We start from the raw sequence: 16,256 nt of genomic DNA on the forward strand, positions 1-16,256 counted from the left end.
AAGGAAGAAATAAAAGAAGAAATTCCTTCAGAAGAAAAAAGTGACAAGGAAGAAATCCATGAAAAACTAGAAGAAATTTCAAAAGAAGAAAATCTTTCAAAGAAAGAAATTGAAAGTTCTGAAGAAAAAGAAGATACAAATGAAGTATTTCAAGACCAAGAAGTCATAAAAGATGCTTTAGAAGATAAAGAAGAAAAGAAAGAAGAAAAAGTTTGCGAAGAACCAAAAAAGGCTTCTTTATTCCAAAGATTAAAAGATGGTTTAGACAAAACAAGAAAAGAAGTTGGCATAAAGATCAATACTGTCCTTGGAGCTTACGTCAAAATTGATGACGAGATGCTAGAAGATTTAGAGGATATTTTAATTTCAGCAGATGTTGGTATGGAAACAACAATGAAATTAATTGATAATTTGCGTGAAACAATTATCAGAGAAAAAATAAACGATCCTCAGAAAGTTAAGCCAATATTAATGGAAGAAGCAAAAAAATTAATGAATCCAGAATTAAATACTCCAATTAATACAGAAGCACCAGCGATTGTTCTTGTAGTTGGAGTAAATGGAGTTGGAAAGACAACTACAATTGGAAAGCTTTCTTCTCGTTTTAAAAGAGAAGGCAAGTCTGTATTAGTTTGTGCTGCAGATACTTTTAGGGCTGCTGCAATTGATCAATTAAAAGAATGGGGAAATAGGGCTAATGTCGATATAATTAGCCACGCAGAAGGATCTGATCCTGCATCTGTTGTATTTGATGCTATAGAAGCTGCCAAGGCTAGAAAAACTGATGTATTAATAGTTGATACAGCAGGAAGACTTCACAATAAGTCTAATTTAATGAAGGAACTTGAAAAAATTAATAGAATTATTTCAAATAAATATCCAGAAGCGAACAGAGAAAATCTCTTAGTTTTAGATTCCACAACAGGACAAAATGCAATAAGTCAAGCAAAAACTTTTAAAGAAGCAACTGATATAACAGGAATTGCCCTTACAAAACTTGATGGGACTGCTAAGGGTGGAGTTGTAATAGCACTTCAATCAGAGCTTGGAATTCCTATTAAACTTATTGGGGTTGGAGAAGGAATTGATGATCTTCAAAACTTTAATATAGATAGTTTCCTAGAAACAATTTTTGGATAAGCTTTAAATAAAGGTAGACCTTGCTGTCTATCTTTTTTTAATTAAAAATTCATAAAAATATAAAAAAATCAAAGAAAAATGTTGACATTCTAAGGACTATTAGTTAGAATTATATAGGTCAAGTAAAAAGGTTGACCTCTCTAGAAAAATGGTGATAAAATGAATGAAAAATTTTTTAGGATGAACAGCTTACTTGATTTTTATGGAAAGCTTCTTACTGAAAAGCAAAATAAGGCAGCTTATATGTATTATGTTTATGATTGTACTATAAACGAGATATCTTCTGAACTTAATATTTCAAAGCAAGCAGTATTTGATAATTTAAAAAGAGCAGAAAATAATTTGGAAGAGTTTGAGGAAAAACTTGAGTTAATAAAAAATTCAAAAAAAGAAGAAGCTAATAAAGAAATAAAAAGAGAAAAAATTGAAACTATTTTAGAAAGTATAGAAGAAGAGACTTTAAATCAAAATAATAATTTGAAGTTTAAAGAACTTAGAGAAATACTTTTTGACTAGGAGGTGGATTTTTGGTATTCGAAAGTTTATCCGATAAATTGCAAAATACTTTGAAAAACCTAAGAGGCAAAGGTAAATTATCTGAAAAAGATATAGATGCAGCAATGCGTGAAGTAAAACTTGCACTTCTTGAAGCTGATGTAAATTTTAAAGTTGTTAAGACTTTTGTTAAGACAGTAAAAGAAAGGGCTTTGGGAAAAGAAGTTTTAGAATCTCTAACTCCCGGCCAGCAAGTTATTAAAATTGTTAATGAAGAACTCACAAATTTAATGGGAACAAGTGAAGTTAAAATTGACTTTTCTAAGAAACCAACTGTTATAATGATGTGTGGTCTTCAAGGTGCAGGTAAAACTACTACTAGTGGTAAACTTGCCAATAAATTAAAAAAAGATGGAAAAAGACCTCTTTTAGTCGCATGTGACGTTTACAGACCAGCAGCCATAAAACAACTTCAAGTTGTTGGAGAACAAGTTGACACGCCAGTATTTACTATGGGAGATAAAATTTCTCCAGTAGATATTTCTAAGGCAGCTCTTGAACACGCCAAGAAAAATGGAAATGATGTAGTAATAATAGATACTGCAGGTAGACTTCACATAGATGAAAAACTTATGAAAGAGCTTCAAGATATACATGAAGCTTTAGAACCATCAGAAGTACTTCTTGTTCTTGATGCAATGACAGGACAAGATGCAGTAAATGTTGCTGATACATTTGATGATATGTTAAAGCTAACTGGTGTAATTTTAACAAAACTTGATGGTGATGCAAGAGGTGGTGCTGCCCTTTCAATTAGATCAGTTACTGATGTTCCTATTAAATTTATTGCCAGTGGTGAAAAAATGGATAATATAGAAGTTTTTCACCCGGACAGAATGGCTTCAAGAATACTTGGAATGGGGGATGTGCTCTCCTTAATTGAAAAAAGCACAGTCTGCAGTTGATGATAAAAAGGCAAAGGAACTTGAAGAAAAGTTGAGAAAGTCAACTTTTACATTTGAAGATTTCTTAGATCAAATGCAACAAATGAAAAATATGGGACCTCTTGAAGATATTATAGGAATGATTCCTGGAATTGACAACAAGGCTTTAAAGGGCATTAATTTGCCTGAAAATGAATTTGCTAAAGTTGAGGCAATGATTCTTTCTATGACAAAAAAGGAAAGACAAAAGCCAGAGATTATAGATTCTTCCAGAAGGAAGAGAATTGCAAAAGGTTCTGGAACTAGTCCAGCAGATGTAAATAAACTTATTAAACAGTTTAAGGACATGAGAAAAATGATGAAACAATTTGGAAACATGTCCAAGACTATGGGAAAAAGAAAATTTAAATTACCTTTTTCCTTTTAAACTAGCTTATATATTTTAATATATATGATTTTTATTGTGGAGGTGAATAATTTGGCAGTTAAAATTAGACTTAGAAGAATGGGTGCAAAGAAAAAACCCTTTTATAGAATAGTTGTAGCAGACTCTAGAAGTCCTAGAGATGGAAAATTCATCGAGGAGATTGGTTATTATAACCCACTTACAACTCCTAAGAAAGTTGTTGTAGATGCAGAAAAAGCTAACAATTGGATTAAAAATGGTGCAAAACCTACTGATACAGTTGACAGACTTTTCAGAGAAAACTCAGTGTATGGCGCTGAAAGAAACTCTAATAATACAGCAGAAGCAAGTGAATCAGAAGCTACTGAATAACAGTATGTTTGGAGGACCAAAATGGTTGAATTAATTGAATATATTGCTAAATCTTTAGTTGACGATCCTTCTTCAGTTGATGTGGCAATGACTAAGAATGATAATTCAATTGATATTACTCTTAAAGTTGCATCAAATGATATGGGAAAAGTTATTGGCAAACAAGGCAGAATTGCTAAAGCAATAAGGGCAATTTTAAAAGCTGTTTCACTAAAAGAAGATGTAAAGGTTAATTTGGAAATTGAAGAATATTAAAGATTCAATTACTTGCATTGGTAAAATTATAAATACTCATGGTATTAAGGGTGAAGTTAAAGTTGAGCCCTATACTTTCGACAAAAATAGATTTTCTAAACTAAAGAGTGTCTTCGTCGGTGATGACTTAGAAGAATTTTTTATAAAAAAAGTTAGAGTTAATGATTTCGTATTTTTGACTTTTACTGGTTATGAAAATATTAATGATGTCTTTTATTTAAAGGGCAGTGAAATCTATATAAGAGATGAAGACAGATTAGAACTAAAAGAAGATCAATACTATATTTCCGATTTAATTGGAAAAGAGGTTTACGACACTGATGGAGTTTTTATTGGCCTTGTAAAAGATATATTGGAATATCCTGCTAATGATATCTTTATAGTTGAAAGTAAAGATAAAGAGATTTATCAAATACCTGGAGTAAAAGAATTTATCAAAAAATAGATTCAACAATAACTATAAAATTAATTGAAGGAATGATTTTGTGAAAATAAGTGTTTTAACATTATTTCCCGAATTCATAAATAATATTAGAGATTTTTCTATTGTTGGAAGGGCAATCGGTGAAGGAAAATTAGATCTTGAGACTGTGGATATAAGAGATTTTGCAATTAATAAATATCTACAAGTTGATGATTATCCTTATGGCGGTGGACCTGGAATGCTAATGCAAATCAAACCAATAGTAGAGGCAATAGAATCTGTAAAGACAGAAAATTCTAAGGTTTACTATATGTCTCCACAAGGCAAGGTGCTTACACAAGAGAAGTTAAAAGAGCTTAAAGATGAAAAACACCTAATTCTTCTAAACGGGCATTATGAAGGAATTGACAATAGGGTCATTGAAAATTATGTAGATGAAGAAATTTCTATTGGAGATTATGTTTTGACTGGTGGAGAATTGGCATCTATGGTTATAATAGATGGAGTATCAAGATTACTTGATGGTGTACTTGCTAGTGAAGAGTCTTTTGAAGATGAATCACATTATAATGGGCTTTTGGAACATCCACAATACACTAGGCCAAGAGAGTTTAGAGGACTTGAAGTTCCAGATATTCTTTTAAGTGGTGATCATGAAAAAATTAGAAAATATAGACTAAGAGAATCTATAAAGAACACTTTACAGAAAAGGCCAGATCTATTAAAAGATAAAATTTTAAATGATGAAGAAAAAGATATATTAAATGATTTACTGGAAGGAGGTAAAGACAATGGATTATATTAAAGCTATTGAAGATGAACAATTAAATAATGATTTACCTGAAATTAATGTTGGGGATAATGTTAGTGTTCACTACAGAATAATCGAAGGCGAAAGACAAAGAATCCAAGTTTTTGATGGAACTGTTATAAAAATTCAAGGTAAAAGTTCAAGAAAAACTTTCACAGTAAGAAGAATTTCTTATGGTATTGGAGTAGAAAGAACTTTCCTACTAAACTCTCCAAGAATTGCTGAACTAGTAGTTACAAGAAAAGGTAGAGTTAGACGTGCTAAACTTAACTATCTTAGAGATAGACAAGGTAAGGCTGCAAAAGTTAAAGAAAAGACTAATTACTAAGAGTGGGACTTTATGTCCTATTTTTAGTATCTTTTATTTTGAGCAAATAAATTGATAAAGGTGTGATGTAGAATGAAAAAACTTTTTATGAGCTTATTTTTATTAGTTGTCCTAGCCGCAGGTGCTTTTTTATTTGTTGAAAATAGAGGAACTAGTAAAATTTCAACTAAGTACGATGAATTTAATTTTTTGACAGAAGATAAGGATATAGACAAAGAAGATTTTTGCATAGAAGATGGTATGATTTATCTTTCTCTTGACTACATAAAAAAATATCTTGACGATGATATTTTCTATGACAAGTCAACAGAAGAAGTCGAAATTCATAATGATCATGCGGATAAGATTTTAAAGTTAAATGAATATGAAGCTAAATTTAATAGTGGAACTATAGATTTAAGAGCTCCAGTAATTGAAAAAAATAATAAAATTATGTTGCCAATTGAAGCTTTTATCTATGATTATGATGTCAGTCTTAGATATAACAAAGACATTAGACTCCTTTTATTAGATTATAGAAATAAAGAATATGATTTAACAAAAACAAATTCAGAAACTCTTTTAAGAGAGTCTGGATCTAAGAGAAGTCCAATAATTAAAAAACTTCTAGCTGGTGAAGAACTTTATGTTTACGAAGAAAAGGGTAAATATTGTAAGGTTAGAATGCCTGAAGGTTATGCAGGTTATGTTTTAAAGAATGACTTAGATGAAAATTTCCAAAAAGTAAGTCTTAAATCATCTTCAAAAAACATTTCTGATAGTCCAATAAATTTAACTTGGGACTACACTTATGCAGAACATTCTGATGACAAGGTAAACCAAATAAAAGATATTTATGGACTTGATGTAATAATTCCTACTTGGTTCTCAATTAAAAATGGCAATGGAGATATGATTGACAGAGGAAATCAAAATTATATTAAAAGATATAAGGATCTTGGAATAGAAGTTTGGGCATATCTTGACAACTCCTTTGATCCTGATATTACTCATAAGGCTTTGTCAAATGAAGCAAGTCGTAAAAAAATAATTGAAAAAACTCTTGAACTTTGTAGAAAGTATGGAATGAAGGGTATAAATATTGACTTTGAACATACTAAAATTGAAGATAGAGATTATATAACAGATTTTGTAAGAGAATTTAGAGAAGCTGCAGGAGAAGATTTCATATTAACAGTTGATGTTACACCACAAATTTCATCAGATGTTACAAAAGAACCTTATGATAGAAAGGCACTTTCTGAATTAGCAGATTATATGGTTGTAATGGCATATGATCAACACTGGGGTTCATCTGATAAAGCAGGCTCAGTAGCCCAATATAAATGGGTAGAAGGAAGCGTTAATGTTTTATTTAGAAATATTCCAAATAGAAAAATGATTTTAGGAGTTCCATTATACACAAGATTATGGAAAGAAGCTGGTGGAAAAGTAACTTCAAAGACAATTTCCATGGATGAAGTTGCAAGGATAATTGCAGCTAAGAGTCTAAAACCAATATGGGATAAAGAATCTCAACAAAATTATGTGGAATATGAAGAAAATGGAGCTCAATATAAAATCTGGATTGAAGATGCAAATTCTATTGAGAAAAAAGTTTCTCTTGTAAATAAATATAATTTAGCTGGAGTTGGAAGCTGGAGATTAGGATTTGAAACATCAAATATTTGGGATGTAATATCTCAAGAATTGGATAAAACTAACTAAAAATTGACAATTCTGACTTTAAAGTATAAAATTAATTATATAAAATTTGATTTAATAGGATGTGTTTAAAAATTTTACCAGATACACATAAAATCGTGGCAAAAATTGTTCACGACAGAATAAAAGATAAATATAATGTTAATCTAAATTCGGAAAAAATGCTTTGGGGCTCAGTTGCTCCTGATGTTCTTCCTTATTACAAAACGAAGAGACATTATTTCGACGAATCAGGAGACTTTATTGCAAAGGAAATTACAAAATTAATTTTCTTCTCAAGGTTTTCTTTTTCTGAAGGAAATGAAAGCAAGCTATTAATTAATTATATGAGTAAGAGGCTTGGCATAATAATGCACTATCTTTGTGATTTTGTTTGCTATCCTCATGCTTACAGAATGACCTTTGTAGAAAATTTGAGAAAACACGTAAGATATGAACAAGACCTAGCAGTATATGCTAGAGAAAATAAATATCTAGAAAGTGATTTTTTTAGTGTAATTAATACAGGTGATATAAACTTTTTAGAAGATTCTGATACTAAGCTAGAAGCTAGAATAAAAAATTATTTAGTTGATGTTATTGATGAATATAAAAAGTCAAACCACTCTTTTGATAATGATTTAAACTTTGCTTTAAACTTATCTACAAATATTTCTATGTTGGTTATTGAATCAAGTCTTCAATACAATGGAGAATTTGATTTACAATTTATTTAAAGAAAAATTCTTTCACCCGTTATGGGTGAAAGTTTTTTATAGTTAGGGAGGAAAAATGAGAAATAATTCTAATGCTACTAAATTAGATCTTAGAGAAACGCAAATTGCAATTAAGTCAGTTAAGGATTACTTTCAAAGAGATTTGGCAAATACTTTAAATTTACAAAGGGTTTCTGCTCCTCTTTTTGTAAGACCTGAAACAGGACTTAATGATAACTTAAATGGGGAAAAAGCAGTAGATTTCGATTTAAGACAATATGGAATAAATGTTGAAATTGTTCAATCTCTTGCAAAATGGAAGAGAAATGCTCTTAAAGAATATAATTTTAATATGTATGAAGGAATCTATGCAGACATGAATGCAATAAGAGCTGAAGAAGAATTAGATGAAATTCACTCTTCCTATGTAGATCAATGGGACTGGGAAAAAATTATAAATAAATCGGATAGAAATCTTGAATATCTAAAACTTATAGTTAAAGAAATATTTTCAGTTTTTAAAAGAACTGAGGAATACATTAATCAAACTTATCCTTATATTCTTTCAAATAAGCTTCCTGAAGAAATCTTTTTTATAACTTCTCAAGAGTTAGAAGATAAATACCCAGGTAAAAGTTCAAAGGAAAGAGAAAAATTAATATGTAAGGAAAAGGGTGCTGTCTTTATTATTGGTATAGGACACAATTTAAATTCTGGTGAACCACATGACCACAGAAGTCCAGACTATGATGATTGGAATTTAAATGGAGATATTTTATTCTGGGATGAAGTCCTAGAAAACTCTCTAGAAGTTTCAAGCATGGGTATTCGTGTAGATGAAGAATCTTTAAAGAGTCAATGTGAACTTGCAAATACTACTGATAGGCTTGAGCTTCCTTACCACAAAAATGTATTAAATGCAGAACTTCCATATACAGTTGGTGGAGGAATTGGTCAATCAAGAATTTGTATGTTCTTCTTAGAAAAAAAACATATAGGAGAAGTACAAGTTGGTGTTTGGGATGAAGAAAGTTTAGGCTTCTGTAAAGACAAAAAAATAAGATTGTTATAATAATATTAAATTATTATAATTACATTAAATTTACAAATTGGATTTCAATCCTCTGTTACTTGTAGTATAATTATTTTATACGAACTAACGGAGGATTTTTTTATGGACTTGGCACAAAAATTAAATCAGAAAACATACAATAGCCTTTCCTTTAAAGATATAAAAAAATACTTAATAGCAAACTTCTTATACAAGGGTGATTTGGATAGTATAAATATTTTACTTAATCTTTACAATGTTTATGAATCCATAGAAAATATATATCCAAGGTATGTAACTCTTGAGAATCTTAGAAAAGACATAGTTAAAATTTATAAACAAAAAGAGGGTATTGAGCTTATAGCTAGGAACCTTTCAAATCTTATTCATGATGATATAAATAGATTAGAGCTTACTTATACTTAGAAGGATATAGACTGGGTTTTAATTCAAAAAAACATATTAATATGCTTGAAATTATAACCTTGAAGTACTTAACTATTGATGAGCTTTATAATAGGAAAAAGCTTTTTCAATATGAATTTAAAAATGAAGAAGTTTTAGCTTTCAAGAAGTTAGTTTTTAAAGAGATAAGAAAAGATAGGCAAATTAGAATTTTCATAAAAAACACTCTTACTGATGTTAGGAAAAAACTTCTAAACAACAAGATTAAGAGCATAAATGAGCACTTAGATCTTCAACTTATTTTTAAAAGTCAAGATGATGATGTACAAATTAAAGAAGTAGACTCCTATTTAACAGATTCTGAAATTGAAACATTAGACAATAAAATTTCTAAATTTCTTTACATAGATTGTTTTAGGATTTTTAGAAATGCTTTTTGGGATGGAGTTAATGATAGAGTTTTAAAGAGATACAAGTAAGGATAGTTTTTACACTATCCTTTTTAAAGTGGTGATAAATTGGTAATATTGGGAATTGATCCAGGGATTGCAATAGTTGGTTATGGATTTTTAGAACTTAAGGGTAATTCTTATAAGGTTTTAGACTATGGAGCTATAACCACAGAGGCAAAAGTTCCTCTTCCAAATAGGTTAAACTCCATATACACAGAAATGAACGAACTAATAGAAAAATATAAACCCAATGATATAGCTTTTGAAGAATTATTTTTTAACAAAAATGTTAAAACTGCCATTACTGTTGCCCAGGCTCGTGGTGTAGAAGTTCTTGCTGCAAAAAAATCTCACGCCGGTCTTTATGAATATACACCTTTACAAGTTAAGCAAGCTATAGTTGGTTATGGAAGGGCAACAAAAAGTCAGATTCAAGAAATGGTAAAAATTATTTTGAATTTAGAAAAAGTACCTAAACCTGACGATGTAGCTGATGCACTTGCAGTTGCTATAACTCATGGAAGTTCAATTAAATTTAAGGAAAGTTTTAGGATGATATAATGATAGAATTTTTAAAAGGCAAAGTACATTCTACTGACAGGGGATATTTAGTTCTAGAATCTAATGGTATTGGATATATTGTAAATATGGTGGAGAGAGAGCTTCATACTTTTTATGAAAAGGAAGAAGTATTTATAAATATAAGGCTAGTTCTTAGAGAAGATGCTGCAATTTTATATGGATTTAGAGATACAGAAACTAGAGATGCTTTTGATCTTTTGACTACAGTATCTGGAATTGGTCCAAAACTTGCCATGGGAATATTGGATGGTGATGATGTAACTAATATTGCTAAATACATAGTTTCAAAAGACGAGAAGTCTCTTACAAAATTGCCTGGAGTTGGAAAAAAGACAGCTCAAAGAATTATACTTGAACTGAAGGATAAAATTGAAAAATTAAACCTTGATTTATGTCAGGTTAATAAAGATGAAACAGTATTTGAAGAAAAGGATGATCCAGCAGTTGAGGCTCTTATTTCCTTAGGTTATAATGTATATGATGCAAAAAAATCGTTGGAAAAGATTGATCCTTCTCTAGATATATCTGAAAGAATAAGAGAAGCTTTGAAGTTGATGGGTTGATAAAATGGATAAAAACAGATTAGTAGAGCCAGAACTTATCGATGGTGATACAAAGGAAATAAGCCTGAGGCCTAAGTGGTTAGACGAATATATTGGTCAAGATAAGGTAGTTGAAAATTTAAAAATATTTATTGAAGCTGCCAAAAATAGGTCAGAACCTCTTGATCATACTTTGCTTAGTGGTCCACCAGGACTTGGGAAGACGACACTTGCGGGAATAATAGCTAATGAAATGGGCGTTAGTTTAAAAGTAACTTCTGGGCCTGCAATTGAAAAACAAGGTGATCTTGCTAGTATTCTTACAAATTTAAATAATGATGATGTTCTTTTCATTGATGAAATTCACAGATTAAATAAATCGGTTGAAGAAATTTTATATCCTGCTATGGAAGACCATGCACTGGATATAATAATAGGAAAGGGACCTTCTGCTAGATCAATTAGACTTGATCTCGCTCCTTTTACACTAATAGGAGCTACCACTAGAGCAGGAATGTTAACATCTCCATTAAGAGATAGATTTGGCGTAATGTTAAAGCTTGATCTTTATGATACTGAATCTTTAGTTGAAATTATTATGAGATCGGCGAAAATTTTAAATGTGCCTATAGAAAAAGAAGGAGCACTTGAGATAGCGAAAAGATCTAGAGGAACTCCAAGAATTGCAAATAGACTCTTAAAAAGAGTTAGGGACTATGCAGAGGTAAAAGAAGCTGGAGCAATTACAACTAAGGTTGCCATAAAAGGACTTAATCTTCTTGAAATAGATAAGTATGGACTTGATAATATAGACAGAAGAATAATTCTCACAATGATAGAAAAATTTAATGGAAGGCCAGTGGGTATTGATGCAATTTCTGCAGCTATTGGGGAAGATAAGGGAACAGTAGAAGATGTTTACGAGCCATATTTAATGCAAATAGGCTTTATAATTAGGACGCCTAGAGGAAGAATGGCCACTAAAAGAGCTTATGACCATTTTGGTATAGAATATAAGGGTGATTAAAATGAAAAAGATTATATTGTTAGCTGTTTTTTTGACATTACTACCACTTAATATCTTTGCAAAAGAAGATTATGACATGATCGACATTAAAATCGGTAAATCTATATCTGCGAAAGAAAGTCTAAAATTAAAATCAAAAAGTAATTTTAGAATTATAAGTTCAGATGATCAAATAATAAACAATACTAATAATAAAGAAATAAATATTAATTTTGATGGAAATAAAATTAATATATTAGGAAATAATTTTAAGTTACAAAATTTCCCACAAGATGGAGCATTTTTAATTACCTCTGATTCTCCAATATATGTTGATAAAATTAAAAGAAATTATGGAGGATCTATATCTTTTAGAGTTAACAACAAAAAATTAGATATTGTAAATAGAATTAATATTGACGAATACTTAAAAGGTGTTCTACCTAAAGAAATGAGTCCAGAATTTCCAATGGAATCATTAAAGGCACAAGCTCTTTGTTCTAGATCATTTGCAATAAATAATTATAATAAATTTATAAAAAATGGCTACAATTTAGACGACACAACTAGATCTCAAGTTTATTACGGAAAAGATGTTGAGGAGAAATCCACAAATGAAGCTGTAGAATCTACTTTAGGTCAAGTTATAAAGTACAAAGGAAAAGTAGCAGAAACTATTTTCTGTGCATCTTCAGGTGGTTATACTGTAGCATCTAGTGAAGCTTGGGGTGGAAACAGTGTTCCTTATCTTATCTCTAAAGAAGACCCATATTCAACTCATCCTTGGAAATATGAATTAAAAGCTAGTGATTTAAAGAAATTAAATTTAACAGATATAAAAGATGTTAAACTTGATTTAAAAGATTCAAAGAGAGTAAAAAACCTGACTTTTTCAACATCAAAGGGCGATGTAAAAGTTAATGCCAATGATTTTAGAAAAAAAATAGGAAATACTATTGTAAAGTCAACTTTGTTTGATGTAAATGTGGCAGCTAATAAAGTCACTGTAAATGGAAAGGGATATGGACATGGTGTTGGCATGAGCCAATATGGTGCAGTTGAAATGGCTAAAAAGGGAAATAATTACAAGGACATTATTGATTTTTATTTTCCAGGAACAAATATTGAAAAAATAAAATAATAGAAAGGCAAAAATGAAAACAAAAGATTTTTATTACGACTTACCAAAGGAATTAATAGCACAACATCCTGAAGAAAAAAGGGACCATTCAAGGCTCTTAGTTTTAGATAAAAAAACTGGTGAAATGGAACACAAACATTTTTATGACATAAAAGATTATCTTAAAAAGGGTGATTTGCTAGTATTAAATGACACCAAGGTAATGCCTGCAAGAATTTATGGACATAGGGAAGGAAAAGAAGAAAAAATTGAGTTTCTTCTTTTAAATCACAAGGGTGACATCTGGGAATGTTTATCCAAACCTGGTAAAAAAGCAAAAATTGGAACAAAAATAATTTTTAGTGACAAACTTTCAGCAGAAGTTGTAGATATATCTGACGATGGATCAAGATTTTTGAAGTTTGAATACGAAGGCATTTTTGAAGAAATCTTAGATGAACTTGGAGAAATGCCACTTCCACCTTATATTACTGAAAAACTCGAAGATAAAAATAGATATCAAACAGTTTATGCAAGAGAAGAAGGATCAGCCGCAGCTCCAACAGCAGGCCTTCATTTTACAAAAGAATTGCTTCAAGAGTTAAGTGATATGGGAGTAGAAATTTGTTATATTACTCTTCATGTTGGATTAGGGACTTTCAGACCAGTTAAGGTTGAGAATGTTGATGAACATGAAATGCACTCAGAATTCTATGTTATGACAAAGGAAGTTGCAGATAAAATAAATGCAGCTAAGGAGATAGGAAGTAGAGTTATTGCAGTTGGAACAACAAGTGTTAGAACTGTGGAATCTATAGCAGATGAAAATGGAAGAGTTTGTGAAAAGAGTGGATTTACAAATATCTTTATTTATCCACCTTACAAATTCAAGTGTATAGACGCTTTGATAACTAACTTCCATTTGCCAGAGTCAACACTTTTAATGCTTGTTTCTTCACTTTCAAGTAGAGAGATTATTTTAAAGGCATACGAAGAAGCAGTTAAAGAAAGATACAGATTCTTTAGCTTTGGTGATGCCATGTTTATAAGGTAGGTTTTATGTTTAAATTTGAACTATTAAAGACATCTAAAGATTCAAAAGCAAGACTTGGAAAGATAACAACAAATCATGGAGAAATTGAAACTCCAATTTTTATGCCAGTTGGAACAAGGGCCACAGTTAAGACTATGACTCCAGACGAGTTAAAGAAAATTGGTGCTCAAATAATTTTAGCAAACACCTATCATTTATTTTTAAGACCAGGTACTGAAATTATAGAAAAAGCTGGAGGACTCCACAAATTTATGAATTGGGACAAGCCAATTTTAACAGACTCAGGTGGATTTCAAGTTTTTTCACTATCAGATAACAGAAAAATAACTGAAGAAGGAGTTCATTTTAGAAGTCATATTGATGGCAGTAAAATGTTTATATCACCAGAAAAATCTATTGATATACAAAATATTTTAGGCTCAGATATTATTATGGCCTTTGATGAATGTGCACCATATCCTGCAAGTCATGAATATATTGAAAATTCTATGAAAAGAACTCTTAGATGGGCTAAGAGGTGTAAAGATCATCACAAAAATGTAGATAATCAAACTCTTTTTGGAATCATTCAAGGTGGAATGTATAAAGACTTAAGAGAAATTTCTGCAAAAGAAATGGTGGATATGGACTTTAAGGGCTATTCTATTGGCGGGCTTTCTGTTGGCGAGCCAGTTGATTTAATGACAGATATTTTAGACTTTACAACAGATTTTATGCCTGAAAACAAACCAAGATATTTAATGGGTGTTGGTAGTCCAGATTATTTATTTGAAGCTGTGGAAAGAGGAGTGGACATGGCAGACTGCGTCCTTCCCACAAGAATTGCTAGAAATGGCACAGTCCTCACTCACAAGGGTAGGATTCCAATAAAAAATGCAGTATATAAGGAAGATTTTTCTAGATTAGATGATGAATGTGATTGTTACACTTGTAGAAACTTTTCTAAAGCTTACTTGAGACATTTATTTAATGTTGATGAAATTCTTGGAATGAGACTTGCAACTATTCACAATCTTTATTTTTTAATTGATATGATGGAAAATATAAGAGAGTCAATAAAGGGCGACTATTTCCTAGAATATAAAAATGATTTTTATAAAAAATATGGTTATAAATAAGGCATTAAATAATATTCTTGTTAAGTTATGAGATTAAATGTATAATATAATTATGAATTATAAAGAAGAAAGGGGTTAATAATGAATCAAAACGCAATGTTAAATTTTATACCTTTGATATTGATGTTTGTTATTTTTTATTTTTTCCTAATAAGACCACAAAAGAAAAAAGCAAATGAAATAAACGAAATGCGTGAAAACTTAAAAGTGGGAGATAAAATAATAACAATTGGCGGTATTATTGGTAAAATTGTCCTTGTTAAGGAAGATTACTTAGTTATCGAAACTTCAACTGACAATACAAAAATGGAAGTAATGAAGTGGGGAGTTAATGGTACTTATAAAAAGAACGCTGATTTAAAAGACAGTGAAGAAGAATAGGAGATATTATGAAACACATTAAAACACTTACACAAAAAAACCTTAAAAAAACTTATGAAAAAGGCGGATGTGGCGAATGTCAAACATCTTGTCAATCAGCTTGCAAAACTAGCTGTACTGTTGGAAATCAAAAATGTGAAAATTCTGAAAACTAAGGCAAGGGAAACCTTGCTTTTATTTTGTTAGGGGTTAAGTAAAGGAGTAAAGATGGTAGAAAGAATTCACAAATTTTATTTAAATGATAAATACATTGTCCTCGATATAGCAAGTGGATCAGTACATGTTGTAGAAAAAATTGTATATGAAATGATTGATGACTATGAAGATTTATCTAAAGATGAAATAATAAAAAAATTTGACAAAAATTTATAATGAAGAAGATGCTAAAGAAGCTTATGAAGAAATAGATTATTTGACAAAGGAAGGACTTTTATTTTCTGAAGATGAACACTTTAAACTTCCTAAATACAATCCACAAAATGTAGTAAAGGCTCTTTGTCTTCATGTTGCCCACGACTGTAATTTGAGATGTAAATATTGCTTTGCATCACAAGGAGATTTTAAGGGCGACAGAAGTCTTATGTCTTTTGAAACTGGTAAAAAAGCACTAGACTTTTTATTAAAAAATTCTGGAAATAGAAAAAATTTAGAGGTTGACTTTTTTGGTGGCGAACCTCTAATGAACTTCGATCTTGTGAAAAAACTTGTAGCATATGGTAGAGAAGAAGAAAAAAAATACGATAAACATTTCAGATTTACCATAACAACAAATGGTGTGCTACTTGATGATGAAATACAAGACTTTATAAATGAAAATATGGACAATGTCGTTTTATCAATTGATGGTAGAAAAGAAATTAATGATGAAATGCGTCCAACAACAAATGGCAAGGGTTCTTATGATATTATTGTTCCAAAATTTAAAGAACTTATTGACAAAAGAGGGGACAAAGACTATTTTATCAGAGGAA

At 30.3% G+C, this 16,256-nt stretch carries 20 protein-coding genes and 2 pseudogenes; all 22 read left to right on the plus strand.

The annotated features are described in order from the left end of the window. On the plus strand, positions 1 to 1,140 hold a 1,140-nt coding region (gene ftsY / locus HGPT_RS01555; protein WP_019138144.1), incomplete at its 5' end, for a signal recognition particle-docking protein FtsY. A 159-nt stretch (positions 1,141 to 1,299) separates the two neighbouring features. Beyond that, positions 1,300 to 1,656: a YlxM family DNA-binding protein gene (ylxM, locus tag HGPT_RS01560; protein WP_019138145.1), complete on the plus strand. Its 357-nt coding sequence runs from the start codon at positions 1,300 to 1,302 to the stop codon at positions 1,654 to 1,656. 11 nt (positions 1,657 to 1,667) lie between these two features. Next, a pseudogene (gene ffh / locus HGPT_RS01565) lies at positions 1,668 to 3,006 on the plus strand (signal recognition particle protein). 51 nt (positions 3,007 to 3,057) lie between these two features. Continuing rightward, on the plus strand, positions 3,058 to 3,357 hold the full coding sequence (gene rpsP, locus HGPT_RS01570) for a 30S ribosomal protein S16 (protein WP_019138146.1): 300 nt from the start codon (positions 3,058 to 3,060) through the stop codon (positions 3,355 to 3,357). Positions 3,358 to 3,378: 21 nt separating this feature from the next. Further along, positions 3,379 to 3,612, plus strand: coding sequence for a KH domain-containing protein (locus HGPT_RS01575; protein ID WP_005956767.1), 234 nt, complete (start codon positions 3,379 to 3,381; stop codon positions 3,610 to 3,612). Further along, positions 3,599 to 4,057, plus strand: coding sequence for a ribosome maturation factor RimM (rimM, locus tag HGPT_RS01580; protein ID WP_019138147.1), 459 nt, complete (start codon positions 3,599 to 3,601; stop codon positions 4,055 to 4,057). Before HGPT_RS01575 ends, rimM begins: the two co-directional genes overlap by 14 nt. 40 nt (positions 4,058 to 4,097) lie before the next feature. Beyond that, entirely contained in the window at positions 4,098 to 4,841 is a 744-nt protein-coding gene (trmD, locus tag HGPT_RS01585; protein ID WP_019138148.1) for a tRNA (guanosine(37)-N1)-methyltransferase TrmD, read from the plus strand. Further along, positions 4,828 to 5,175, plus strand: a complete 348-nt coding sequence (gene rplS / locus HGPT_RS01590) for a 50S ribosomal protein L19 (RefSeq protein WP_019138149.1) — start codon at positions 4,828 to 4,830, stop codon at positions 5,173 to 5,175. Before trmD ends, rplS begins: the two co-directional genes overlap by 14 nt. 72 nt (positions 5,176 to 5,247) lie before the next feature. Continuing rightward, entirely contained in the window at positions 5,248 to 6,882 is a 1,635-nt protein-coding gene (locus HGPT_RS01595; protein ID WP_019138150.1) for a glycosyl hydrolase family 18 protein, read from the plus strand. A gap of 59 nt (positions 6,883 to 6,941) precedes the next feature. Further along, the gene (locus HGPT_RS01600; protein WP_040542225.1) at positions 6,942 to 7,595 is read left to right on the plus strand and encodes a zinc dependent phospholipase C family protein; all 654 of its coding nucleotides are present in this window, start codon (positions 6,942 to 6,944) and stop codon (positions 7,593 to 7,595) included. Positions 7,596 to 7,650: 55 nt separating this feature from the next. Further along, a complete protein-coding gene (gene asnA / locus HGPT_RS01605) occupies positions 7,651 to 8,646 on the plus strand; it encodes an aspartate--ammonia ligase (protein ID WP_019138152.1) in 996 nt (331 codons plus the stop codon). 102 nt (positions 8,647 to 8,748) lie between these two features. After that, positions 8,749 to 9,051 (plus strand): hypothetical protein, encoded by a 303-nt coding sequence (locus tag HGPT_RS09555; protein WP_245544071.1) that lies wholly within the window; start codon positions 8,749 to 8,751, stop codon positions 9,049 to 9,051. A gap of 41 nt (positions 9,052 to 9,092) precedes the next feature. Further along, positions 9,093 to 9,509: a hypothetical protein gene (locus HGPT_RS09560; protein WP_245544072.1), complete on the plus strand. Its 417-nt coding sequence runs from the start codon at positions 9,093 to 9,095 to the stop codon at positions 9,507 to 9,509. 39 nt (positions 9,510 to 9,548) lie between these two features. After that, complete coding sequence (gene ruvC, locus HGPT_RS01615) at positions 9,549 to 10,043, plus strand: crossover junction endodeoxyribonuclease RuvC (RefSeq protein WP_019138153.1); 495 nt, start codon at positions 9,549 to 9,551, stop codon at positions 10,041 to 10,043. After that, a complete protein-coding gene (gene ruvA, locus HGPT_RS01620; protein WP_019138154.1) occupies positions 10,043 to 10,627 on the plus strand; it encodes a Holliday junction branch migration protein RuvA in 585 nt (194 codons plus the stop codon). The genes ruvC and ruvA overlap by 1 nt, the downstream gene beginning before the upstream one ends. 4 nt (positions 10,628 to 10,631) lie before the next feature. Further along, complete coding sequence (gene ruvB, locus HGPT_RS01625; RefSeq protein WP_019138155.1) at positions 10,632 to 11,633, plus strand: Holliday junction branch migration DNA helicase RuvB; 1,002 nt, start codon at positions 10,632 to 10,634, stop codon at positions 11,631 to 11,633. Between the two features lies 1 nt (position 11,634). After that, positions 11,635 to 12,753, plus strand: coding sequence for a SpoIID/LytB domain-containing protein (locus HGPT_RS01630; protein WP_019138156.1), 1,119 nt, complete (start codon positions 11,635 to 11,637; stop codon positions 12,751 to 12,753). Between the two features lie 13 nt (positions 12,754 to 12,766). Beyond that, positions 12,767 to 13,786 carry a tRNA preQ1(34) S-adenosylmethionine ribosyltransferase-isomerase QueA gene (queA, locus tag HGPT_RS01635; protein WP_019138157.1) on the plus strand — a complete coding sequence of 340 codons (1,020 nt, stop codon included), beginning with the start codon at positions 12,767 to 12,769 and terminating at the stop codon, positions 13,784 to 13,786. A 5-nt stretch (positions 13,787 to 13,791) separates the two neighbouring features. Then, positions 13,792 to 14,904, plus strand: a complete 1,113-nt coding sequence (gene tgt, locus HGPT_RS01640) for a tRNA guanosine(34) transglycosylase Tgt (protein WP_019138158.1) — start codon at positions 13,792 to 13,794, stop codon at positions 14,902 to 14,904. An 81-nt stretch (positions 14,905 to 14,985) separates the two neighbouring features. Beyond that, positions 14,986 to 15,285, plus strand: coding sequence for a preprotein translocase subunit YajC (yajC, locus tag HGPT_RS01645; protein ID WP_019138159.1), 300 nt, complete (start codon positions 14,986 to 14,988; stop codon positions 15,283 to 15,285). An 8-nt stretch (positions 15,286 to 15,293) separates the two neighbouring features. Continuing rightward, positions 15,294 to 15,440 (plus strand): six-cysteine ranthipeptide SCIFF, encoded by a 147-nt coding sequence (gene scfA, locus HGPT_RS01650; RefSeq protein WP_005956826.1) that lies wholly within the window; start codon positions 15,294 to 15,296, stop codon positions 15,438 to 15,440. A gap of 52 nt (positions 15,441 to 15,492) precedes the next feature. Further along, positions 15,493 to 16,256, plus strand: a pseudogene (locus HGPT_RS01655) (radical SAM protein); the annotation flags it as partial.

This window comes from Peptoniphilus timonensis JC401 (assembly GCF_000312025.1).
GTDB lineage: Bacteria > Bacillota > Clostridia > Tissierellales > Peptoniphilaceae > Peptoniphilus_A > Peptoniphilus_A timonensis.

What these genes read in the sequence shown, in the direction of transcription:
- rplS (WP_019138149.1), top strand. Translation starts at nt 4,828, where the DNA reads ATGGATTATATTAAAGCTATTGAAGATGAACAATTAAATAATGATTTA.
- HGPT_RS09555 (WP_245544071.1), top strand. Translation starts at nt 8,749, where the DNA reads ATGGACTTGGCACAAAAATTAAATCAGAAAACATACAATAGCCTTTCC.
- HGPT_RS01595 (WP_019138150.1), top strand. Translation starts at nt 5,248, where the DNA reads ATGAAAAAACTTTTTATGAGCTTATTTTTATTAGTTGTCCTAGCCGCA.
- ruvB (WP_019138155.1), top strand. Translation starts at nt 10,632, where the DNA reads ATGGATAAAAACAGATTAGTAGAGCCAGAACTTATCGATGGTGATACA.
- scfA (WP_005956826.1), top strand. Translation starts at nt 15,294, where the DNA reads ATGAAACACATTAAAACACTTACACAAAAAAACCTTAAAAAAACTTAT.
- HGPT_RS01600 (WP_040542225.1), top strand. Translation starts at nt 6,942, where the DNA reads ATGTGTTTAAAAATTTTACCAGATACACATAAAATCGTGGCAAAAATT.
- HGPT_RS01630 (WP_019138156.1), top strand. Translation starts at nt 11,635, where the DNA reads ATGAAAAAGATTATATTGTTAGCTGTTTTTTTGACATTACTACCACTT.
- tgt (WP_019138158.1), top strand. Translation starts at nt 13,792, where the DNA reads ATGTTTAAATTTGAACTATTAAAGACATCTAAAGATTCAAAAGCAAGA.
- yajC (WP_019138159.1), top strand. Translation starts at nt 14,986, where the DNA reads ATGAATCAAAACGCAATGTTAAATTTTATACCTTTGATATTGATGTTT.
- queA (WP_019138157.1), top strand. Translation starts at nt 12,767, where the DNA reads ATGAAAACAAAAGATTTTTATTACGACTTACCAAAGGAATTAATAGCA.
- ylxM (WP_019138145.1), top strand. Translation starts at nt 1,300, where the DNA reads ATGAATGAAAAATTTTTTAGGATGAACAGCTTACTTGATTTTTATGGA.
- HGPT_RS09560 (WP_245544072.1), top strand. Translation starts at nt 9,093, where the DNA reads ATGCTTGAAATTATAACCTTGAAGTACTTAACTATTGATGAGCTTTAT.
- ruvA (WP_019138154.1), top strand. Translation starts at nt 10,043, where the DNA reads ATGATAGAATTTTTAAAAGGCAAAGTACATTCTACTGACAGGGGATAT.
- asnA (WP_019138152.1), top strand. Translation starts at nt 7,651, where the DNA reads ATGAGAAATAATTCTAATGCTACTAAATTAGATCTTAGAGAAACGCAA.
- HGPT_RS01575 (WP_005956767.1), top strand. Translation starts at nt 3,379, where the DNA reads ATGGTTGAATTAATTGAATATATTGCTAAATCTTTAGTTGACGATCCT.